This window comes from Streptomyces sp. CGMCC 4.7035, assembly GCF_031583065.1.
In the GTDB taxonomy this organism is placed as follows: Bacteria; Actinomycetota; Actinomycetes; order Streptomycetales; family Streptomycetaceae; genus Streptomyces; species Streptomyces yaanensis.
Map to the genome: position 1 here is coordinate 6,622,806 of NZ_CP134053.1, position 21,548 is coordinate 6,644,353.

Annotated in this window: 15 protein-coding genes and 1 tRNA gene; 3 read left to right on the forward strand and 13 right to left on the reverse strand. The window is 70.7% G+C overall.

What is annotated here, in order from left to right; all coding sequences use genetic code 11:
- Positions 1–152 precede the first annotated feature (152 nt).
- Both Q2K21_RS29150 and lepA read right to left on the reverse strand, forming a co-directional pair.
- The gene (locus Q2K21_RS29150) at positions 153–2,027 is read right to left on the reverse strand and encodes an AMP-dependent synthetase/ligase (protein WP_310776729.1); all 1,875 of its coding nucleotides are present in this window, start codon (positions 2,025–2,027) and stop codon (positions 153–155) included.
- Positions 2,028–2,321: 294 nt separating this feature from the next.
- Positions 2,322–4,190 (reverse strand): translation elongation factor 4, encoded by a 1,869-nt coding sequence (gene lepA / locus Q2K21_RS29155; protein WP_310776732.1) that lies wholly within the window; start codon positions 4,188–4,190, stop codon positions 2,322–2,324.
- A 232-nt stretch (positions 4,191–4,422) separates the two neighbouring features.
- Here lepA and rpsT point away from each other — a divergent pair, with 232 nt between their 5' ends.
- On the forward strand, positions 4,423–4,689 hold the full coding sequence (gene rpsT / locus Q2K21_RS29160) for a 30S ribosomal protein S20 (RefSeq protein WP_310776735.1): 267 nt from the start codon (positions 4,423–4,425) through the stop codon (positions 4,687–4,689).
- 334 nt (positions 4,690–5,023) lie between these two features.
- Here rpsT and holA read toward each other — a convergent pair whose 3' ends face one another.
- The 9 genes from holA to leuS form a co-directional block, all read right to left on the reverse strand.
- A complete protein-coding gene (gene holA, locus Q2K21_RS29165) occupies positions 5,024–6,013 on the reverse strand; it encodes a DNA polymerase III subunit delta (RefSeq protein ID WP_310776739.1) in 990 nt (329 codons plus the stop codon).
- A 274-nt stretch (positions 6,014–6,287) separates the two neighbouring features.
- A complete protein-coding gene (locus Q2K21_RS29170) occupies positions 6,288–6,533 on the reverse strand; it encodes a hypothetical protein (protein ID WP_310776742.1) in 246 nt (81 codons plus the stop codon).
- A 96-nt stretch (positions 6,534–6,629) separates the two neighbouring features.
- Complete coding sequence (locus Q2K21_RS29175; RefSeq protein WP_310776745.1) at positions 6,630–7,511, reverse strand: YceI family protein; 882 nt, start codon at positions 7,509–7,511, stop codon at positions 6,630–6,632.
- A 129-nt stretch (positions 7,512–7,640) separates the two neighbouring features.
- Positions 7,641–8,474 (reverse strand): arylamine N-acetyltransferase family protein, encoded by an 834-nt coding sequence (locus Q2K21_RS29180; protein ID WP_310776749.1) that lies wholly within the window; start codon positions 8,472–8,474, stop codon positions 7,641–7,643.
- Positions 8,475–8,478: 4 nt separating this feature from the next.
- Entirely contained in the window at positions 8,479–11,166 is a 2,688-nt protein-coding gene (locus Q2K21_RS29185; protein WP_310776751.1) for a ComEC/Rec2 family competence protein, read from the reverse strand.
- Positions 11,163–12,095 (reverse strand): ComEA family DNA-binding protein, encoded by a 933-nt coding sequence (locus Q2K21_RS29190; protein ID WP_310776753.1) that lies wholly within the window; start codon positions 12,093–12,095, stop codon positions 11,163–11,165. Before Q2K21_RS29190 ends, Q2K21_RS29185 begins: the two co-directional genes overlap by 4 nt.
- 645 nt (positions 12,096–12,740) lie before the next feature.
- Entirely contained in the window at positions 12,741–13,586 is an 846-nt protein-coding gene (locus Q2K21_RS29195; RefSeq protein ID WP_310776756.1) for a DegV family protein, read from the reverse strand.
- A gap of 72 nt (positions 13,587–13,658) precedes the next feature.
- A complete protein-coding gene (locus Q2K21_RS29200; RefSeq protein WP_310776758.1) occupies positions 13,659–14,396 on the reverse strand; it encodes a hypothetical protein in 738 nt (245 codons plus the stop codon).
- 205 nt (positions 14,397–14,601) lie between these two features.
- On the reverse strand, positions 14,602–17,475 hold the full coding sequence (gene leuS, locus Q2K21_RS29205) for a leucine--tRNA ligase (protein ID WP_310776761.1): 2,874 nt from the start codon (positions 17,473–17,475) through the stop codon (positions 14,602–14,604).
- A gap of 474 nt (positions 17,476–17,949) precedes the next feature.
- Between leuS and Q2K21_RS29210 the strand changes: the two genes are divergently transcribed.
- Together Q2K21_RS29210 and Q2K21_RS29215 are read left to right on the forward strand one after the other, a co-directional pair.
- Positions 17,950–19,254, forward strand: coding sequence for a cytochrome b/b6 domain-containing protein (locus Q2K21_RS29210; protein ID WP_310776764.1), 1,305 nt, complete (start codon positions 17,950–17,952; stop codon positions 19,252–19,254).
- A complete protein-coding gene (locus tag Q2K21_RS29215; protein ID WP_310776768.1) occupies positions 19,251–20,867 on the forward strand; it encodes an NADH-ubiquinone oxidoreductase-F iron-sulfur binding region domain-containing protein in 1,617 nt (538 codons plus the stop codon). The genes Q2K21_RS29210 and Q2K21_RS29215 overlap by 4 nt, the downstream gene beginning before the upstream one ends.
- Positions 20,868–21,013: 146 nt before the next feature.
- Here Q2K21_RS29215 and Q2K21_RS29220 read toward each other — a convergent pair.
- Positions 21,014–21,086 (reverse strand) — tRNA-Ala (locus Q2K21_RS29220).
- A gap of 163 nt (positions 21,087–21,249) precedes the next feature.
- Entirely contained in the window at positions 21,250–21,483 is a 234-nt protein-coding gene (locus tag Q2K21_RS29225; RefSeq protein WP_016643127.1) for a hypothetical protein, read from the reverse strand.
- Positions 21,484–21,548: the final 65 nt, after the last annotated feature.

Below are 21,548 nucleotides of genomic sequence, written 5' to 3' on the forward strand. Positions count from 1 at the left end.
TCCCGGACCTGGCGGACTCGTATCCCAGTCCGGGAGTTACGACGACTGGTAGCCGGGGGCAGCGTGCGTCAGGGGCGCAGCCCCTAGGGGCGCCGGGGAACTGCGCGACCAGCCGCAGACGGCCCGCAGACGCCTCGCACCCCCGGGCACACCTACGCTTCGCGAGTACCGGCGTACATCTCATCGATCAGATGCTTGTACTCCCGCTCCACAACCGGCCGCTTCAACTTCAGGCTCGGCGTGATCTCCCCGTGCTCGACATCGAGGTCCCGCGGCAACAGCCGGAACTTCTTGATGGTCTGCCAGCGCTGAAGCCCCTCGTTGAGCTCCCGGACATACCCGTCGATGAGCTCGACCGTGGCCGGCGCGGCCACGACCTCCGCGTACGACTTGCCGGCCAGGCCGTTCTCCTTCGCCCACTCCAGGATGGACACCTCGTCGAGGGCGATGAGCGCGGTGCAGAAGTTCCGGTCGGCGCCGTGCACGAGGATGTTGGAGACGTACGGGCACACCGCCTTGAACTGGCCCTCGACCTCGGCGGGCGCGACGTACTTGCCGCCGGAGGTCTTGATGAGGTCCTTCTTGCGGTCGGTGATGCGCAGGTAGCCGTCGGGCGACAGCTCGCCGATGTCACCGGTGTGGAACCAGCCGTCGCTCTCCAGCACCTCGGCGGTCTTGTCCGAAAGGCCGTGGTAGCCCTCCATGATGCCGGGGCCGCGCAGCAGGATCTCGCCGTCGTCCGCGATGCGCACCTCGCAGCCGGGCAGCGGCTTGCCGACCGTGCCGGTGCGGTAGGCCTCGCCGGGGTTGACGAAGGAGGCGGCGGAGGTCTCGGTGAGGCCGTAGCCCTCCAGGATGTGGATGCCGGCGCCGGCGAAGAAGTAGCCGATCTCGGGAGAGAGGGCGGAGGCGCCCGAGACACACGCGCGCAGGTTCCCGCCGAACGCCTCGCGGATCTTGGCGAAGACGAGCGCGTCGGCGACCTTGTGCTTGGCGCCGAGACCGAAGGGCACGGCGTGGGTGCCGGTGCGGCGGAAGTTGTCCTGCGAGACCTTGGCGTACTCGCGGGCGACCTCGGCCGCCCACTGGAAGATCTTGTACTTGGCCGCGCCACCGGCCCGTGCCTTGGCCGCGACCCCGTTGTAGACCTTCTCGAAGATGCGCGGCACGGCCGCCATGTAGGTCGGCTGCACGACCGGCAGATTCTCGATGATCTTGTCGACGCGGCCGTCGACGGCGGTGACGTGCCCCACCTCGATCTGGCCGGAGGTGAGCACCTTGCCGAAGACGTGCGCGAGCGGCAGCCACAGGTACTGCACGTCCTCGCCGCTGATCAGCCCGGTCGCGGCGATCGCCTTCGCCATGTACGCCCAGTTGTCGTGCGGCAGGCGCACGCCCTTGGGACGGCCGGTGGTGCCGGAGGTGTAGATGAGGGTGGCGAGCTGATCCTTGGTGATCGCGCCGACCCGCTCCTTGATCAGCTGAGGGTTCTGCTCCAGATGGGCGGCACCCTGCTTCTCCAGGTCGGCGAGGGTGAGCACGCCCTCACCGGTCTCCACGCCGGTCGGGTCGATCACCACGACATGGGTCAGCTCGGGCAGCTCGGCGCGCTTCTCCTGTGCCTTGGCGAGCTGCGCGGCGTCCTCCGCGATCAGCACCCTGCTGCCGGAGTCGGAGAGGATGAACGCGGCCTCGTCGGCGTTCGTCTGCGGGTAGATCGTCGTCGTGGCCGCACCGGCGCACAGGATGCCCAGGTCTGCGAGGACCCACTCGACCCGCGTCGAGGAGGCGAGCGCCACCCGCTGCTCCGGCTGCACACCCAGCTCGATCAGCCCGGCCGCGATCGCGTAGACCCGCTCGGCGGCCTGCGCCCAGCTCAGCGACTTCCAGTCGTCCGGGCCCTGACCGGAGGCCGCGGGTACCGGGTAGCGGTATGCCTCGGCGTCCGGCGTGGCCGCCACGCGCTCCAGAAAGAGGCCCGCCACGGACGGCGGACGGTTCTCGATCAACGTCTGTGTGTCGCTCACGACATCCTCCGGGGCCCGCGACCTTGCGGCCGGCTCAGTGCTGCCGACTCATTGCGGCTGGCATGCGGCTGTTTTCACTCGCGAGCAGTTGTTTAACTGGCGAGTAACTATCGAGCAGGGATCAGAGTAAAGGGCGACCGTCCCCGGCGTAAGGGGTCACGGCCCGCGATCTGGTGATTCCGAGGACCCACCCGCCTTCGAACCGGTACCCTCTCCCGCTCGCATGCACGGGGGCCCGCCGCGCTTTCGCACGACGGGCCCCCGTTCCGACCGGTTTGCCGGCGTAACCCGTGGTTACTTCTTGCCCTTGGCCGACCCGGCGCTGTCGTCGCTGGACAGGACGGCGATGAAGGCCTCCTGGGGAACCTCCACGGAACCCACCATCTTCATCCGCTTCTTGCCTTCCTTCTGCTTCTCCAGCAGCTTGCGCTTACGGGAGATGTCACCGCCGTAGCACTTGGCGAGGACGTCCTTGCGGATGGCGCGGATGGTCTCGCGGGCGATCACCCGGGAGCCGATGGCGGCCTGCACCGGCACCTCGAAGTTCTGCCGCGGGATGAGTTCCTTCAGCTTGGCGACGAGCCGGACACCGTAGGCGTACGCCTGGTCCTTGTGGGTGATCGCCGAGAAGGCGTCGACCTTGTCGCCGTGCAGCAGGATGTCCACCTTGACCAGGGAGCTGCTCTGCTCGCCGGTGGGCTCGTAGTCGAGGGACGCGTAGCCGCGGGTCTTCGACTTCAGCTGGTCGAAGAAGTCGAAGACGATCTCGGCGAGCGGGAGGGTGTAGCGGATCTCGACACGGTCCTCGGAGAGGTAGTCCATGCCGAGGAGGGTGCCGCGGCGGGTCTGGCACAGCTCCATGATCGCGCCGATGAACTCGGTGGGCGCGAGGATCGTGGCCCGTACGACCGGCTCGTACACCTCGGCGATCTTCCCCTCGGGGAACTCGCTCGGGTTGGTGACCGTGATCTCTTCGCCGTCCTCCATGATCACGCGGTAGACCACGTTGGGCGCGGTGGCGATCAGGTCGAGCCCGAACTCGCGCTCCAGCCGCTCGCGGATCACGTCGAGGTGGAGCAGGCCGAGGAAGCCGACGCGGAAGCCGAAGCCGAGGGCGGCGGAGGTCTCCGGCTCGTAGACGAGCGCGGCGTCGTTGAGCTGGAGCTTGTCCAGGGCCTCGCGCAGGTCGGGGTAGTCGGAGCCGTCGAGCGGATACAGGCCCGAGAAGACCATCGGCTTCGGGTCCTTGTACCCGCCGAGCGCCTCCGTGGCCCCCTTGGCCTGGCTGGTGATCGTGTCACCGACCTTGGACTGGCGGACGTCCTTCACGCCGGTGATCAGGTAGCCCACCTCGCCGACGCCGAGACCGTCGGCCGGGAGCATCTCGGGCGAGTTGACGCCGATCTCCAGCAGCTCGTGGGTCGCGTTGGTGGACATCATCCTGATGCGCTCACGCTTGTTGAGCTGCCCGTCGATGACACGGACGTAGGTGACCACGCCCCGGTAGGAGTCGTACACGGAGTCGAAGATCATCGCGCGGGCGGGCGCGTCCGCGACGCCGACCGGCGCCGGAATCTGCGCGACGACCTTGTCGAGCAGCGTGTCGACGCCGACACCGGTCTTCGCGGACACCCGCAGCACGTCGTCGGGGTCGCAGCCGACGAGGTTGGCGAGCTCCTCGGCGAACTTCTCGGGCTGCGCGGCCGGCAGGTCGATCTTGTTCAGCACGGGGATGATCGTGAGGTCGTTCTCCATCGCCAGGTAGAGGTTGGCGAGAGTCTGGGCCTCGATGCCCTGGGCGGCGTCGACGAGGAGGACGGTCCCCTCGCAGGCGGCGAGCGACCGCGAGACCTCGTACGTGAAGTCGACGTGCCCCGGGGTGTCGATCATGTTGAGGATGTGCGTGTTGCCCGGATCGTGGGTCGGGGCCCACGGCAGACGCACCGCCTGGGACTTGATCGTGATGCCGCGCTCGCGCTCGATGTCCATGCGGTCGAGGTACTGAGCGCGCATCTGCCGCTGCTCGACGACGCCGGTCAGCTGGAGCATCCGGTCGGCGAGCGTGGACTTGCCGTGGTCGATGTGCGCGATGATGCAGAAATTGCGGATCAGAGCCGGGTCGGTACGGCTCGGCTCGGGCACATGGCTAGGGATCGCGGGCACGCAGGGTCCTGATTCTTGAGGCGTCCGCAGTGTCTGCGGTCTCGGGTCGGATCGTTACGTAGCCTCCATGGTCCCACGCGCGGGAGGCTGCGACCGGTTTGGGCGGCCAGGAAGGCGGCTGGTAGCCTGGGTGGCTGTGTCTCCTGCCCTCTCAGCGCGAGGCACGTCTTCAAGAAATCATCGGCTCGGGAGACCGTCAGTCTCGCGTGCCTGAACCTGAAAAGGCTCATTCGTGGCGAACATCAAGTCCCAGATCAAGCGGAACAAGACGAACGAGAAGGCGCGCCTTCGCAACAAGGCCGTCAAGTCCTCGCTCAAGACCGCGATCCGCAAGGCTCGCGAGGCCGCTGCCGCGGGTGACGTCGAGAAGGCCACCGAGCTCCAGCGCGCCGCCGCGCGTGCGCTCGACAAGGCCGTCTCGAAGGGCGTCATCCACAAGAACCAGGCCGCCAACAAGAAGTCGGCGCTTGCTTCCAAGGTCGTGGCCCTCAAGGGCTGACACTTGATTTGACGCCGGAGGGAACCGAGCGGGCCCTCTCTCATCCGCTCCCACCCGGCACCCCGGGCTCGTACGCGGCCTGCGTTCGCCACGCGGGTACGAGCCCACGAGCTTGAACCGAAGGCCCCGCACCCCTTCCTTCCCCAGGACGGGCCGCGGGGCCTTCGGCGTGCGTGCGCACGTGCGGCGGCGGACGTCCCGACCTCCCGTCCGGAAGGCGCACCTCACGTCCGGAAGGCGTTACCTCACGGCCAGAAGGCGCACGTCACGTCCAGAAGTCGTTGCGCCTGGCATGGCGATCTCTCCGGCACCCTCGAAGCGAGTGGATCGCCGGCTATCCGCGGCCCCGGGACCGCGCCGCCCGAGCGATGATGACGACCGCCTTCTCCAGGGCGTACTCCGGGTCGTCCCCGCCGCCCTTCACCCCTGCGTCGGCCTCGGCGACCGCACGCAGCGCGACCGCCACCCCCTCCGGCGTCCAGCCCCGCATCTGCTGGCGCACCCGGTCGATCTTCCACGGCGGCATGCCCAGCTCCCGGGCCAGGTCCGCGGGACGTCCGCCGCGTGCCGACGACAGCTTTCCGATCGCCCGCACGCCCTGCGCGAGCGCACTCGTGATCATCACCGGCGCGACCCCGGTCGCCAGCGACCACCTGAGCGCCTCCAGCGCCTCGGCCGCCCGCCCCTCGACCGCCCGGTCCGCGACCGTGAAGCTCGACGCCTCGGCCCGCCCCGTGTAGTACCGCCCGACCACCGCCTCGTCGATCGTGCCCTCGATGTCCGCGACGAGCTGCGCGACAGCGGACGCCAGCTCCCGCAGGTCGCTCCCGATCGCGTCGACCAGCGCCTGGCACGCCTCGGGTGTCGCCGACCGCCCCTGCGCCCGGAACTCCCCGCGCACGAACGCCAGCCGGTCCGCCGGCTTCGTCATCTTGGGGCACGCCACCTCCCGCGCTCCCGCCTTGCGCGCGGCGTCGAGCAGCCCCTTGCCCTTGGCGCCGCCCGCGTGGAGCAGCACGAGGGTGATCTCCTCGGCGGGTGAGCCGAAGTACCCCTTCAGTTCCTTGATCGTGTCGGCCGACAGATCCTGCGCGTTGCGTACGACCACGACCTTGCGCTCGGCGAAGAGCGACGGACTCGTCAGCTCGGCGAGCGTGCCGGGCTGCAACTGGTCCGGAGTCAGATCTCGTACGTCCGTGTCGGCGTCGGCGGCCCGGGCGGCAGCCACCACCTCCTGCACGGCACGGTCGAGCAGGAGGTCCTCCTGGCCCACGGCAAGGGTGACGGGGGCGAGAGGGTCGTCATTCGCGGTCTTCTTGGCCATCACGCAAAGCATCCCACGCGCCACTGACAACGGGTCCTCGCGGCCGACGCAGCCACGGGCAACCGACATAGCCGCGGGCAGTCGTGCCTCCCCCAGTGCCTTAAGGGCCTGGGGGGGACCCCCAGGCCGGCACGGGTGGGCGCTGGGGGTCCCCCTGCTCGAAGAGCTTGGGGGAGGCACCCCGTAGCGCCGGGGTGCGCAACCCACCCCCGGCCGCCCGCATCCCCGGCCGCGCCCAACCAACGCGCCCCTCTTCACCCGCACCCCCGGAGGGTTACGGCTCCTCCCGCCAGCCGTCCCACTCCCCCGCGAACTCATCCAGCTCCCCCGCGTCGAGCCGCTCCCGCTCGTCCCGCAGCAGCACCAGCCACTGCGCGTCCTCGGCGTCGTCCTCACCGGCCAGCGCGTCCCGAACGATCCGCGGCTCCTCGTCCAGGCCGAACCGCTCCCCGAGCGCCTCCGCCGCCTCTTGCGCGGCATCGCGGTCGGGCAGCACCAGCACATGTCTCACATCGCTCACGGGGCCATTTTCCGCTACGCGCGACACGGCCGGCGTCCGGGTCCGTCTCGGAACGTGCAGGTCATCGGCCGGAGTCCGCCGCGTCGAGCGCCCCCCTCACTCCTTCTGCACGATCTGCACGTCCAGCTCGATCTCGATGCTCGGCCCGACCACCGCGATCCCCCGCGCGAGCATCGTCTGCCAGCTCACCGTGAAGTCCTCGCGGTGCAACTCGGTGGTGGCCCGGCAGGCCGCCCGCACCTCGCCCTCCATGCCATTGCCCAGGCCCAGATACTCGGTGTCGAGCGTGATCGTCCGCGTCACCCCGTGCAGGGTCAGCCCTCCGGTCACCGCCCAGCGCGTACCGCCCTTGTGCACGAACCGTTCGCTGTAGAACTCCAGCGTCGGGAAGCGCTCCACGTCCAGGAAGTCCGCCGACCTCAGATGGTCGTCACGCAGCGCGACGTTGGTGTCGATGGAGGCCGCGTCGATCACCACGTGCATCGCGGACCGTTCCATCGGGATGCCGATCCGGACGGCCCCCGCGAAGCTGTTGAACCGCCCGTGGATCCGGGCCAGCCCGATGTGCCGCGCGGTGAACCCGATCGAGGAATGCGTCGGCTCGATCTCCCAGTCGCCGGCCCGCGGCAGCTCCGGCAGCTGCGCGACCTCAAGCATCACATCGCCCAGTGAGGCCAGGGAGTTCTCCTCGACGACGGTGCTCGTCAGGTACGGCGTATATCCGTCGGCCGACACCGTCAGCCGGTACTCCCCCACCGGCACGGTCGCCACGAACGACCCGAACGGGTCCGTGCCACCGCTCACCACCTTGCGCCCCATGGCGTCGCTGACCGCAAACGCGGCGTGCGCCACCGGCTCGTTGACCGGATCGAGCACACGGCAGCTGAGCACTCCGGCACGGGGCGGCGTCTGTATCTCCGCGAGGGGGCCGGCGCTCTGCACCCGATTCGTGCGGTTCTCCCACCAACGGCCTATCATCTTGCACCTTTGCATGCCGCAATACACCAGTTTCCAAGATCCATTCGATCACTGGCGGGGCTTTCAAGGCAACACGGGACCTTGTCGCAGGAATCGGCACAGGAGACGCACAAGCAACCCCAAGGGGTCTTACGGACCGGTCGTTCGCACCGTCGGCACCCGGTCCAGCTCGATCCCGAACCGCTCCCGGTACATCCCCAGCACCTCCTCGTCGCTCGCCAGATCCGACACCTCCTTCCTGCCGTCCGGGCCCGTCACCGTGAGACGGCTGCCGCTGAGCGTGATCCGCCCTCCGTCCTCCGTGACCCGCGAGCACACCAGCGACCGCACGAAGTGCGAGGCCGGTGACGTGCTGTTCCACCAGGCCCCGATCACAAAGTCGCCGAGCACCCGCGGCCGCACCTCCAGCCGGTACCGCGGCGTGCCGTCCCGCAGCACCTCGAGGTCGTCGAAGTGCGCCGAATCCCCGCCTCCGCGCACCCCCGCCGCATCCGCCCCGGCCTCGACCACCCGGAACACACCAGCCGGGTCCACCTGCTCACCCCGCGCCCCGAACGCCAGCGGATAGTGACTGTGCGCCCCGAAGCCGACGTCAACCAGCCAGTCGCCCCCGTCCACCGTCCGCACCCGCAGCGCGAGGTGGTCGTACGGCACCCCGAGCCGCCCCTCCGCCCCGTACACCCGCGCGGCGAGCAGTGTGACGTCGAAGCCGAGCGCCTTCAGCAACGCCCCGAACGCCCCATTGAGTTCGTAGCAGAAGCCACCCCTGTGCGCCCCGACGATCTTGTCGAGCAGCCGCTTCTCCTCCAGCACGATCTCCTCGCCGAGGTGGATCGACAGATTCTCGAACGGGACCGTCCGCAGATGACGCAGATGCAGCTCGCGCAGCACATCGATGGTGGGCCAAGCAGGGTGCTCGGCCCCGATCCTGCGGAGATAGGCCTCGACCTGTGCGGAATTCATGACCTCAGTCTCTCGCCACACTCAGCTCCTTGCCCGCACCGACGACAGCGATCGCCCCGTCCTCGTCCGTACGCAGCACGAGCGCGCCCTCGTCCCGCAACACCGAAACCGTGCTCGGCGCCGGATGACCGTACGGGTTGTCCCTGCCGACTGAGATCAGCGCGAGCCGCGGTGCCACCCTCCGTATGAGCCCCGGATCCTGGTACGCCGACCCGTGATGGGCGACCTTGAGGACGTCCACCGGGCCCAGCCCGGCGCCCTCCGGTGACCTCAACAACGCCTGCTGGGCCGGTGGTTCGAGATCGCCGAGCAGCAGCAGGGTGAGCCCCGCCGACCGCGCGAGCAGGGCAACGCTCGCGTCGTTCGGACCGTCCGGAAACGGGGCCGGGTCCAATGGGGGTACCTCGCCGCCGGAGCGAAGCCGAAAGCTTGGGGGAGGCCACAGCACCCGCCAGTCGAGCGCCCCGGTGCGACGGCGCTCCCCGGCCACGGCGCGCGTCACCGGAATGTGCCGGGCGGCTGCCACAGCGCGCACAAAGGCGGCCTGCTCCGGTGGCTCTTCGAACCCGGTGGTCTCGATCGCCCCCACCGACCGTCCGCGCAGCACTCCGGGCAGCCCCGCCACATGGTCGGCGTGGAAGTGGGTCAGCACGAGCAGCGGGATGCGGGTGACGCCGAGCGCGCTCAGACACCGATCGGCCAGCGCCGGGTCGGGACCGGCGTCCACGACCACAGCGGTGCCGTCGCCCGCCGCGAGCGCGGTCGCGTCCCCCTGGCCCACGTCGCACATGGCGAACCGCCAGCCGGGCGGCGGCCACCCGGTGATCACTCTGGTCAGGGGCGGCGGCCGTACCACCACGAGCAGCAGCACCACGGCACAGACGGCGGCCGGCCAGGGGTGTCCCAGGAGCCTCCGGCCGACGAGCACGACGACCGCCGTCACGGCCGCGAGCAGCAGCGCCCCCGTCCAGCTGCCCGGCCAGTCCACTGCCCCGCCCGGCAGCGACGCCCCGATGCGCGCGATGCCGGCGATCCACCCGGCCGGCCAACTCGCGCACCAGGCCAGCCCCTTTGCCACCGACAGCGCCACCGGCGCGACCGCCAGCGTGGCGAACCCCAGCACCGTCGCCGGCGCCACCGCGAACTCCGCGAGCAGGTTGCACGGCACCGCGACCAGGCTCACCCGCGCCGACAGCACCGCGACGACCGGTGCGCACAGCGCCTGCGCGGCGGCCGCGGCGGCCAGTGCCTCGGCCAGCCGTGGCGGCACACGGCGCCGCCGCAGTGCCGCACTCCAGCGCGGGGCCACGGTGAGCAGGGCACCGGTCGCCAGGACGGAGAGCAGGAAGCCGTACCCCCGGGCGAGCCAGGGGTCGTAGAGCACCAGCAGCAGGACGGCCGTGGCCAGTGCGGGAATCAGGGATCTGCGGCGCCCGGTCGCGAGGGCGAGCAGAGCGATCGCTCCGCAGGCCGCGGCCCGCAGGACACTCGGATCCGGTCGGCACACGACCACGAACCCGAGCGTGAGCGCGCCGCCGAGCAGCGCGGTTCCGCGCAGCGGGATCCCGAGCCGGGGCGCGAGGCCTCTACGTTCGACGCGCTGCGCCAGACCGGCCGGGCCGAGGAAGAGGGCCAGCAGGATCGTGAAGTTGCCCCCGCTGACGGCGAGGAGATGAGCGAGGTCCGTCTCCTTGAAAGCGTCGTCCAGCTCGGGTGTGACCCGCGAGGTGTCCCCGACGACCAGGCCCGGAAGCAGCGCCCGCGCATCCGGATCGAGCCCGGCGGTCGCCTCCCGCAGCCCGGCGCGCAACCGCCCCGCCCACCGCTGCGGTCCGGACGGATCACCCACCACCTCCGGCGGTCCCCCACCGCGTACACGCACCACCGCGGCGACGCGATCACCCCCGGTCAGCGGGGGCGCCAACCGCGCGGCCACCCGCACCCTGGTGGAGGGCAGCAAGGTCGACCAGGACGATTGCCCGGACCCCTCCACGACGCTCGTCGAGCCGCTCTTCGTCGCCCGGGAGCGCACGTCCACGATCACCAGTACCGGCGCCCGTGTCGTCACCGCACTCCCGTCCGCCTTCGCCAGACGCCGGACCTCCCCGTCGAGCAGCAAGGCCGTCGGCGTCGCGTGATCGCCCTTGATCCTGGGCCGGGTGAACCGTGGGTCGGAGGTGACCTCGACCTCCGCGACCACCTCGGCGTGCTGACGTGCGAGGGCCGGAACGGGCCCCCGCCGCAGATCCGCGCCGTGAAGCCCGGCGGAAACCCCGGCCGCCGCGACACAGAGCAGCACGGCGGCGACGGACACCTTCGACCACGGGCCCCATGGCCGGCGCCCGCCCTCTCCATCACCGCGCACCCCGGCCCGCCTAGCCGCCAACAGCCCACCGGCCGCCACCAGGCAGACGACCACCACACCGGCGACCCACCCGGCCGGGGCACCCAGAGCCCACACGGCCGTCGCCCAGGCAGCGAGCGCGGGCGGCACCAGCCGCAGGTCCGTCGGCCCCTCCTGCCGGGGGTGCGGATCTCCCAGCCGGCTGGGGGTGGTGACGCGCTGGGCCGGCGAATCGAGGGTGTCCCGCGAAGCCGCGCGGCCGGCACCCGCAGGGCGCGGGGCGTCGGCCCGTGCGCCTCGCAACGGCGCCTCCGGCCCGCCTGTGCGGCGTTCCCTGGGCGCCGTCATGGCCGTACGAGTTTCCGTAGGTCGGCGAAGCGGCGTTCGCCGATGCCGTTGACCTCGCGGAGCTCGTCGACCGAGCGGAATCCGCCGTGCTGGGAGCGGTAGTCCACGATGTGCTGGGCCAGGACGGGACCCACGCCCGGCAGCGCGTCGAGCTGGTCCACGGTCGCCGTGCTGAGCGAGACCGGGGTGGCGGGGGCCGAACCGACCGCGGATCCGCCGGGGGCCGAGCCGGCCGGGACGGTGCCCGTCACGAGCGCTGGGCCGCCGACCACGATCTGTTCGCCATCCACCAGGAGGCGGGCGCGGTTCAGGCCGTCGGTGTTGGTGCCCGGGCGCACTCCGCCCGCGGCCCGCAGGGCGTCCGCTACCCGGGACCCGGTCGGCAGCTTCAACAGCCCGGGCCTGCGGACCTTGCCCCCGACGTCCACGACGACCGCGACGCCTGTCCCCGCCCCCGGCCCGTCCCCCGACCCCGGCCCGTCCCCCGACCCCGGCCCGTCCGCCGGCCGCGATCCGGCCGAAGCCCCCGGCTCCGCCGACCGTTGGGCTCCCCGCGCGCCCATGGCCCCGTACGGCGCCGCCGCGCGCACGACCTCGGGTGCCCGCACCTGCTGCGTCCGGCCGGCCCAGAAGTGCTGTGCGGCGACGACCGCGGCCACGACGAGCAGCACGCTCAGCGCGGTCACGCTCTTCCGCTCCAGCCCGCACCTCGACTGCAGCCACAGCGGCATCCGCTCGCGCACGGCCGGCGCAACCCGCTCCCGCCAGCCACCGCCCGTCGCCCCGGGAGAGGGGGCGAGGACCCCGCCGCTCCCGGGCGCGGGATCCGCCGCTTCGAGCGGGGTCAGCGGAACCGGCTCGAATCGGGCCTGCCCGCGCAGCAGACCGAACCCGCTGCCCGCCGTCGTACTCGCCCGCGGCTCCCCCATATCCCAGTGCGCCCGAAGTGCCCCCACATTCCGTCCCGCCCACGGCTCTGCTCCACGCCGGTCCGGCCATGGCTCTGCTCCATGCCGTTCCGGCCATGGCTCTGCCGCATCCCGGTCCGCCCGTGGTCCCCCGATGTCCCGCTTCGTCCGCGCTTCCCCCGCTTCCCGGTCCGCCCGCGCTTCCCTGACATCTCGGTCCGCCCGCGTTTCCCTGACATCTCGATCCGCCACCGGTCCCCCGACACCCTGGTCCGCCGCCGGTCCCCCAACATCCCGGTCCGCCCCCGGCGACCCGTTCCCCAACTCGCGCCGCTCCTTCGCTCCTTCCGCGAAGAGTGCCTGCGCGCGCAGGCGCAGTGCATCGGCGGCCGGCGCCCGGTGGTGTCGCGGGACGCGGCCCCGCGAGTGCCGCAGGCGGTGGCGTGTGCGGCCGTCGGAGCCCGGACCGCGGCCCGGACCGCTCGTAAGAGTCGCTGTGCGTGAACGTGATCGAAGTGCCATGCGCCGAGGATCGGGCAAACCGCCGACCTCGCGATGATCTTGGTCAATTCCCGGGGATTACTACCCAGTTGTGGAAAACTCCGTCACCCACACGAATCCCGGCCACAACTCCCGGCCGCACAGGCAAGCATCGGCATCACGCCGTCATCGCGGTGAGACCACGGCTCCCAGCAGCCCGGGGCCCGTGTGCGCCCCGATCACCGCCCCGACCTCGCTCACATGCAGATCGGCCAGCCCCGGAACCCGTGCGCGCAGGCGGTCCGCGAGGGCGGACGCCCGTTCGGGGGCGGCGAGATGGTGGACAGCGATGTCGACCTGCCCGCTGCCCGCGCGCTCGGCCACGATCTCCTCCAGGCGGGCGATCGCCTTGGACGCCGTACGCACCTTCTCCAGCAGCTCGATACGGCCGTCGTCCAATTGCAGCAGCGGCTTCACGGCCAGCGCCGAGCCGAGCAGCGCCTGCGCGGCGCCGATCCGGCCGCCTCGCCGCAGATAGTCGAGGGTGTCGACGTAGAAGTACGCGGAGGTGCCCGCGGCCCGCTTCTCCGCCGCGGTGACCGCCTCGTCCGCCGTGCCGTCCGCTCCCGCGGCCTCCGCAGCGGCCAACGCGCAGAAGCCGAGGGCCATCGCGACCATCCCGGTGTCGACGACGCGCACCGGGACCGGGGCCTCCCGTCCGGCGAGCACCGCGGCGTCGTACGTACCCGAGAACTCGGAGGACAGGTGCAGCGAGACGATGTCGGTCGCGCCCGCCTCCGCGACCTTGCGGTAGGTCTCGGCGAAGAGTTCGGGGCTGGGCCGGGACGTGGTGACGGGCCGTCGCTTCTGCAGTGCCTGGGCGAGGGAGCGGGCCGAGATCTCGGTGCCCTCTTCGAGCGCCTGGTCGCCCAGGACCACGGTCAGCGGCACCACGGTGATGCCGTGGCGCTCCATCGTCCGCGGCGGCAGGTAGGCCGTTGAATCGGTGACGATCGCGACATGGCGGGACATGAGCTGGAGGTTACCTGCCGGAACGCGCGGGTGGCAGTCCGGCCCCACCCACCGGGGCGCACCTCGGCGGAATCAGGTGGTGCTCTCGGGCCGGGGCTTGCGCTGCCAGGGGTACGCGGGCCGCTGTCCCGGCGGGGTGATGGCGGGCCTGGTCGGCTCCTGAGACGCGCGGGACTCGGGCGTCTCGGGCCGTGTCTGGCCGCCTGCGACCGCGCCCTCGGGTGCCGGTGCCTGAGGCCAGGACGGGGCGGACGGTGTCGGCTGCTCCTTGGTCCAGTGGCGCAGTGCGCCCGCCTCCACGTCGATCTGGGCACTCAGCGTGTCCAGGTCGTCGTCCGCGAACCGGCGGGCCCTGTCGTGTGCCGCCCAGCGCAGCGAGTCCGCCGACTGCATGATCCGCTCCGTGCGCTCGCGCAGTTCGGGCAGCCGGGAGGCCAGCGCATTCCGGTCCGGCTCGGCCTCCAGGCGTTTGAGTTCGGCGTCCAGCTCCTGTCCGTGCGCGCTCAGCCGCTTGAACAGGCCCAGTGATTCCTTCAGCGACTCGTCCTCGGCGATGCCCGCGTACAGCGCGTCCTGTGTGGCGCGCATCGAGGTGCGCAGCTTGAGACGGAGCTGGGCGAGCTCACCCGCCGGGCCGGGCTGGGCGAAGGTCTTGGCGCGCAGCGTGGTGTCCTCGACCGTGCGGCGGGCCTGCGCGATCGTACGGTCCACGCCGCGCTTGGCCGCGCCGATCGCCTTCACGGTCGCATAGACCCCGAGCACGACGCACAGCACGAACAGGAGCGCGACGACGGTCAAGAAGACTTCCATGACGCTCCTCCTCAAGCCCGCGCAGGCGGCTGCTGCGCTCTTCCACGTTAAACGCAACGGGCAGGTCCGGGGTTCCAGAAGGACCCCGAACCTGCCCGTAGGGGACTACCCCGACATCGGCGGCACCGGCCGGCCGAAGCCGGGTCCCGACCGCCGAACACGACGGAAGGCGACGCCCGCCGGCAAGGCCGGCGGGCGGCAGCCGCTACGCCGTGACGATGTTCACCAGCTTCGGCGCGCGCACGATCACCTTGCGGATCCCGGCGCCGCCCAGCGCCGCGACCACCTTCTCGTCCGCCAGCGCCACCTTCTCCAGCTCCTCCTCCGAGATCGAGGGGGGAACCTCCAGGCGCGCCTTGACCTTGCCCTTGATCTGGACCACGCAGGTCACGGCCTCGTCCACGACGTATGCCGGGTCGGCGACCGGGAAGTCCTGGTGGACGACCGACTCGGTGTGGCCCAGCCGGCGCCACAGCTCCTCGGCGATGTGCGGGGCCAGCGGCGCGACCATCAGCACCAGGGACTCGGCGACGGAGCGCGGCACCGCGGCTCCCGCCTTCGTCAGGTGGTTGTTCAGCTCCGTGATCTTGGCGATGGCCGTGTTGAAGCGCAGGCCCTCCAGGTCCTGACGCACGCCGTCGATGGCCTTGTGCAGGGCGCGCAGCGTGTCCTCGTCGGGCTCGGCGTCGACGACGGTGACCTCCCCGGTCATCTCGTCGACGACGTTGCGCCACAGCCTCTGCAGCAGCCGGAACTGGCCCACCACCGCGCGCGTGTCCCACGGCCGCGACACGTCCAGCGGCCCCATCGCCATCTCGTACAGGCGCAGCGTGTCGGCCCCGTACTCGGCGGCGATCTCGTCCGGAGTGACCGCGTTCTTCAGGGACTTGCCCATCTTGCCCAGCAGGCGGCTGACCTTCTCGCCCTGGTAGTAGTACGCGCCGTCGCGCTCCTCCACCTCGGCGGCCGGCACCGCGATGCCGCGGCTGTCACGGTAGACGTAGGCCTGGATCATGCCCTGGTTGAACAGCTTGTGGAACGGCTCCGGCGACGAGACGTGCCCCAGGTCGTACAGGACCTTGGACCAGAAGCGGGCGTACAGCAGGTGCAGCACGGCGTGCTCGGCGCCGCCCACATACAGGTCGACGCCGCCGTGCGGCATGCCCTCGCGCGGGCCCATCCAGTAGCGCTCGATCTCCGGGTCGACCAGCTTCTGGTCGTTGTGCGGGTCCAGGTAGCGCAGCTCGTACCAGCACGAACCGGCCCAGTTGGGCATGGTGTTGGTCTCGCGGCGGTACTTCTTCGGCCCGTCGCCCAGGTCCAGGGTGACGTTGACCCACTCCTCGTTGCGGGACAGCGGGGTCTCGGGCTGGGTGTCGGCGTCGTCCGGGTCGAAGGTGCGCGGCGAGTAGTCCTCGACCTCCGGCAGCTCCAGGGGCAGCATCGACTCGGGCAGGGCGTGGGCGACGCCGTCCTCGTCGTAGACGATCGGGAAGGGCTCGCCCCAGTAGCGCTGGCGGCTGAACAGCCAGTCGCGCAGGCGGAAGTTGACGGTGCCCTCACCGATGCCCTTGCGCTCCAGCCATTCGGTGATGCGCGCCTTGGCGTCGGCGACGCTCAGACCGTCCAGCCTGATGTCGTCGTTGGAGGAGTTGATGATCTTCGCGTCGTACGACCCGAAGGCGTCCTCCCACGTCGAGGTGTCGGTGCCGCGGCCGTCGGTCGGCTCGACGATGCAGTGGATCGGCAGCTCGAAGGCGCGCGCGAACTCGAAGTCGCGCTGGTCGCCCGCCGGGACGGCCATGATCGCGCCGGTGCCGTAGCCCATCAGGACGTAGTCGGCGATGAAGACGGGGATCCGGTCGCCGTTGACCGGGTTGGTCGCGTACGCGCCCGTGAAGACGCCGGTCTTGTCCTTGGCCTCGGCCTGCCGCTCCACGTCGGACTTGGCGCCGGCCTGCGCGCGGTACGCGGCGACGGCCTCGGCCGGGGTCGCGTGCCCGCCGGTCCACACCTCGTGGGTGCCCTCGGGCCAGGCGTCCGGGGTGAACTTGTCGACCAGCGGGTGCTCGGGCGCCAGCACCATGTAGGTCGCGCCGAACAGGGTGTCCGGACGCGTGGTGAAGACCGTGATGTGCTCGCCGTCGATCGGGAAGTCGACGCGGGCGCCCTCGGAGCGGCCGATCCAGTTGCGCTGCTGCAGCTTGATGGCCTCGGGCCAGTCCAGCTCCTCCAGGTCCTCCAGCAGCCGGTCGGCGTAGGCGGTGATCCGCATGTTCCACTGGCGCAGCTTGGCCTTGAAGACCGGGTAGTTGCCGCGCTCGGAGCGACCGTCGGCGGTGACCTCCTCGTTCGCCAGGACGGTGCCCAGGCCGGGGCACCAGTTGACGGGCGCGTCGGAGGCGTACGCCAGGCGGTACTCGCTCAGGACGTCGGCGCGCTCGGTGGCGCTCAGCTCGTTCCACGCGCGCGTGGTGCCCGAAATCGCGCGCTCACCGGACTCGAACTGAGCGATCAGCTCGGAGATCGGGCGGGCCTTGCGCGCCTCGTCGTCGTACCAGGAGTTGAAGATCCGCAGGAAGATCCACTGGGTCCACTTGTAGTAGTCCGGGTCGATCGTGGCGAACGACCGGCGCTTGTCGTGGCCCAGGCCCAGCCGGCGCAGCTGGGACTTCATGTTCTCGATGTTGGCCTCGGTGGACACGCGCGGGTGCGTGCCGGTCTGCACGGCGTACTGCTCGGCGGGCAGGCCGAAGGCGTCGAAGCCCAGGGTGTGCAGGACGTTGTGGCCGGTCATGCGCTGGAAACGGGCGAATACATCGGTGGCGATGTAGCCCAGGGGGTGACCGACGTGCAGGCCCGCACCCGAGGGGTACGGGAACATGTCCATGATGAACTTCTTGGGCCGGGCGACCAGCTCGGCGTCGCCGGCCAGGTCTCCGCTCGGGTTCGGCGCCTCATAGGTGCCCTCGGCGTCCCAGAAGTCCTGCCAGCGTGCCTCGATCTCGGCCGCCACGGCGGCCGTGTAGCGGTGCGGCGCGGCCACCTCGGAGGTGACCGCGGGGTTCGTCTCGCTCATGATCCTCAAAGCTCCATCGATCGTCTCTGCCAGCGGCTGTGACATTCAAGAAACGAAAAAGCCCCTCGCACAGGAGGGGACGCCGCGCCGATTCCGACCATCCGATTCGCCCGGTGGTCGGGACTGATCAGCGCGGCCCGCTAAGCAGAAGGCGTACGGCACGCATGGCGTCAGGGTACCCCAGCGCCCGAGCGCACCGCGACGGGCTTACGGCGGCATACCGGAGAGCGGAGCGACTGAACTCAACGCCGAGCACAACCGTACTCACACTCCGACGGTCGAGTTGTGAAGGACACGAAAAGCTGAACAAGGTTCAACTGTTACTTCCCGTAACGGCCACTAACTGGACATCGCAACTGCCCCGTTGCCCTTTGATAACAACGCAATAACTCAAACCTCGTACCGCTCGGTTTGGAGCCACCTAGAGTGCGGCAGCGGGACCGCCTTCCCGAAACTGTTCGGAGTTGACCCCCCATGAACCCTCAACGTAGTTACAGCTCGCTCCCCAAGCCGGGTCGCTCGGCCTACGGGGTGGCGACGGCTGTGGTACTGCTCCTCATACCCGTGGTGGTCGTGTACGGAGGCAACTGGCTCCAGGACTTCCTCAACTTCGGTGCCGGCGTCCTGTCGCTCGTCTCCCTCAGCTGCTCCGTGATCTGGGGCCTCGTCGCCCAGGACCGGCTCATCCTCAACACGCGACAGCGGATCGTGGCCCAGGGCATCCACCGGGTGACCGCGGTCGGCTCGATCGCCTTCCTCCTGGTGCACATCACCATCAAGCTGACCCTGGAACACACCGTCCTCATCGCGGCGCTGATCCCCTTCAGCCTCGGTGTCCAGGGCAGCGCCGGACTCATCGGCCTCGGCTCCCTGGCCGGCCTGCTCATGATCTTCGTGGGCATCACCGGCGCGCTGCGCAACCAGTTCGCCTCCCCCGCCCCCGTCGCGGCCCGCTGGCGCGCGATGCACATGCTGGCCTACCCGGCCTGGTGCGCGGCGCTGATCCACGGCCTGTTCGCGGGGCGCCCGGCGAAGACGTTCTTCATGGTGTCGTACGAGCTATGCCTGGTCGCAGTGGCCGCGGCCCTCGCCCTGCGCGCGGCTCCCCGCCCGTTCAAGCGCAAGGTCGCCGACCGGATCATCGCGATCCTGGGAACCGAGGGGGGGCTGGGCCGCGAGGACCTGGACGCGAGCCGAGCCCGCAACGCCGAGGCCGCCATGGCGGGCTTCGGAGCGCGCTCCGGGGGCCGTGGCGCCTCCCAGGAGGGACTGATCCCCTCGCAGCCCTCCGCGCCCCTCTACGACGCCCCTCCGGCCCGCACCATGACCCCGGAGCCCGGCAACGGCTTCGCGGCCGCCTACCGCGCCACGTCGCCCACCCCGCGCGCGCAGGGCCCGATGACACCCGACTCGACCCAGCGCATGGACATGCCGTTCGACATGCAGGCCACAGAGGCGATGCAGCGCGTCGACGGCCCCGGCAGCACCTCGGGCAACTGGCCGATCCCGTCGCCGCCGCCCGTCGGCGAGGCGCCCCCCTCCGCCTACGACCCGCTCCAGGACACCGGGTACAACAACATCCCGGCCTACGGCAATGCGGGATACAACGGGTATGGCGCGAGTGACATGTACGACACAGGTGAGACGAACACCGCCTACAACACGTACAACTCGAACAACACGTACAACAGCGGTCCCGCGACTGAAACGCTGCCCGGCGCCTACGACTCGCCGGGGGCCGGCGAACCCTGGAACGCGCCTTCCGGAGGCTTTAAGTGAACGAGGCCCTGCCCGACGTCCCAGAAGTCCGCGTGGTCGGTCTTCCGCAGCTCACGTCGGGCTTTGACCTTGTCGAGAGACTCGACCTGCCCATGCACCTCAAGGTGCACGGCCCACTCGAACCGATGGGCGGCGAACAGCTCGCACAGCTCGCCGAACAGATCTCCCTGAAGGGGCGCGGCGGCGCCGGCTTCCCCTTCCACAAGAAGCTGCGGTCGGTCGCAGAGTCGGCGATCCGCCGCGGCATCCGGCCGGTGGTCGTCGTCAACGGAAGCGAGGACGAGCCGGCCTGCCGCAAGGACACGGTGCTGATCAACCGTGCTCCGCACCTCATCCTGGACGGCGCCCTGCTGGTCGCCGAGGCCCTCGGCGCGCGGACGCTCGTGGTCGGTGTGACCCGGGCCTCCACCGAGCGCTCGATGGAGCAGGCGCTGGCCGAGCGCGGCCTGAGCGACCGGCGTGGCGCGCCCATACGCGCGCGCGTGCAGCGCAATCCGGTGCGCATGGTCACCGGCGCCGCCGCGTCGCTGATCCGTTCGATCGACGGTGGTCCGGCCATCCCCCCGGGCCGCAAGACCAGTGCCTCGCAGAGCGGCGTCGGCGGCGCGCCCACGCTGCTGTCGAACGCCGAGACGTTCGCCCAGCTGGCGATCGCCGCCCGCATCGGCGCCGAGCGCTACTGCAACACGGGGCTGTACGACGAGCCCGGCACCGTCATGCTCACCGTCTCCGGCGCGGTCAACCGCCCCATGGTGATCGAGGTCCCCACGGGTGTGCCCCTGCGCTACGTGCTCCAGCTGGCCGGCGCCCCGCCGATGCCCCAGGGCGTGCTGACCGGCGGCTACCACGGCAAGTGGATCGACGCGGCGACGGTGAACGAGGCGATCGTCTCGCGCAACTCCCTGGACGCCGTCGGCGGCGCGCTCGGCGCCGGCGCCATCCTGCCGATCAGCCAGGAGACCTGCCCGCTGGGCGAGTCCCTTCAGGTGGCCAAGTGGCTGGCCGAAGAAAGCGCGGGACAGTGCGGTCCCTGCTACCTCGGTCTGCCCGCCGCGGCCCGTGGCATGGAGGACATCCTCAACGGAGGCGGTCCCGCCGCCCTGGAAGCCCTCAAGCAGGTCGCCAAGGCCGTGAAGAGGCGCGGCGCGTGCTCGCACCCCGACGGCTCGGCGATGTTCCTGGAATCGACCATCAAGGCCTTCACCGACGACCTGGCGGCGCACGTCCTCGGCAACGGCTGCGGCAGGCCCGTGGAGGGCGTGCTGCCGCTCTTCGAGGGCGGCCGGGCCCCCACGGGCATCCCCGGTGGCGGCCAGGCCGAGCCCGAGGCGGGTGCCAGCCGGCAGAAGATCTTCGTCGACTGGACGCTGTGCCGCGGCCACGGCCTGTGCGCGGACATCCTCCCGGAGGTCTTCGAACTGGGCGCCGACGGCTTCCCGACCGTCGCCCAGGCGAAGGTGCCGCTGTACGCGGAGGCCAAGGCGCTGCGGGCCGTACGCCGCTGCCCGGCGCTCGCGCTGCGGATCGAGGAGGACACCCGCTCCGGCGCGCCGTCCCGCAACAACCTGCCCGTGCTGTCGCAGGGCCGGGGACGCCGCGCACTCGGCCGCTGAGAATACGGACGGCGGGCCACCCGAGCAGGGTGGCCCGCCGTTCGGTTTGTGCGCGGACACGTACGCCGGAGGCTTGCGGGAACACGAGACCGGCGCATACGCCGAAGGCGGTCCATCCCATCGGATGGACCGCCTTCGAATTCCTGTGGAGCTAAGGAGAATTGAACTCCTGACCTCCTGCATGCCATGCAGGCGCTCTACCAACTGAGCTATAGCCCCTTGTGGCCATGCGGCGGAACCGCATGTTCACCGTGTCGCCCGGTTTCCCCGGCGGCGACGCCAACATTACACGGTCCACCGGGTGAAACACCAAATCGTTTCCGTCCCCCGGGGATACGGGTGCTGACTTCGGCTGTCCTGCCCGTGCCCGCGTCTCCCGAGGTCAAGCCGTGGCGAACGAGTAGAAGCGTTTGAGCGTGCAGTGCTCGTCGAGGAGGCGGCCGTAGATCGGCTCCCCCTCCAGTTCGCGGTAGGTCTCGATCGGGTCGCCTTTTATGATCAGCGCCCGTGCGCATTCCTCGCACCAGTACTGGTAGTCGGGGTTGACCGGCTCCATGTCGCGGACGATCGGTGTGCCGCTGCCGCACCAGTCGCACTTCCGCCTGTGTGCACCCATCGATCAGCTCCAGCTGTGGCCGCAGGCCGTGCACACGTAGGAAATCCCACCGTTGTCGCCGAGGA

What these genes read in the sequence shown, in the direction of transcription:
- holA (WP_310776739.1), bottom strand. Translation starts at nt 6,013, where the DNA reads ATGGCCAAGAAGACCGCGAATGACGACCCTCTCGCCCCCGTCACCCTT.
- Q2K21_RS29175 (WP_310776745.1), bottom strand. Translation starts at nt 7,511, where the DNA reads ATGATAGGCCGTTGGTGGGAGAACCGCACGAATCGGGTGCAGAGCGCC.
- Q2K21_RS29180 (WP_310776749.1), bottom strand. Translation starts at nt 8,474, where the DNA reads ATGAATTCCGCACAGGTCGAGGCCTATCTCCGCAGGATCGGGGCCGAG.
- Q2K21_RS29185 (WP_310776751.1), bottom strand. Translation starts at nt 11,166, where the DNA reads ATGACGGCGCCCAGGGAACGCCGCACAGGCGGGCCGGAGGCGCCGTTG.
- Q2K21_RS29190 (WP_310776753.1), bottom strand. Translation starts at nt 12,095, where the DNA reads ATGGGGGAGCCGCGGGCGAGTACGACGGCGGGCAGCGGGTTCGGTCTG.
- Q2K21_RS29195 (WP_310776756.1), bottom strand. Translation starts at nt 13,586, where the DNA reads ATGTCCCGCCATGTCGCGATCGTCACCGATTCAACGGCCTACCTGCCG.
- Q2K21_RS29200 (WP_310776758.1), bottom strand. Translation starts at nt 14,396, where the DNA reads ATGGAAGTCTTCTTGACCGTCGTCGCGCTCCTGTTCGTGCTGTGCGTC.
- leuS (WP_310776761.1), bottom strand. Translation starts at nt 17,475, where the DNA reads ATGAGCGAGACGAACCCCGCGGTCACCTCCGAGGTGGCCGCGCCGCAC.
- Q2K21_RS29210 (WP_310776764.1), top strand. Translation starts at nt 17,950, where the DNA reads ATGAACCCTCAACGTAGTTACAGCTCGCTCCCCAAGCCGGGTCGCTCG.
- Q2K21_RS29225 (WP_016643127.1), bottom strand. Translation starts at nt 21,483, where the DNA reads ATGGGTGCACACAGGCGGAAGTGCGACTGGTGCGGCAGCGGCACACCG.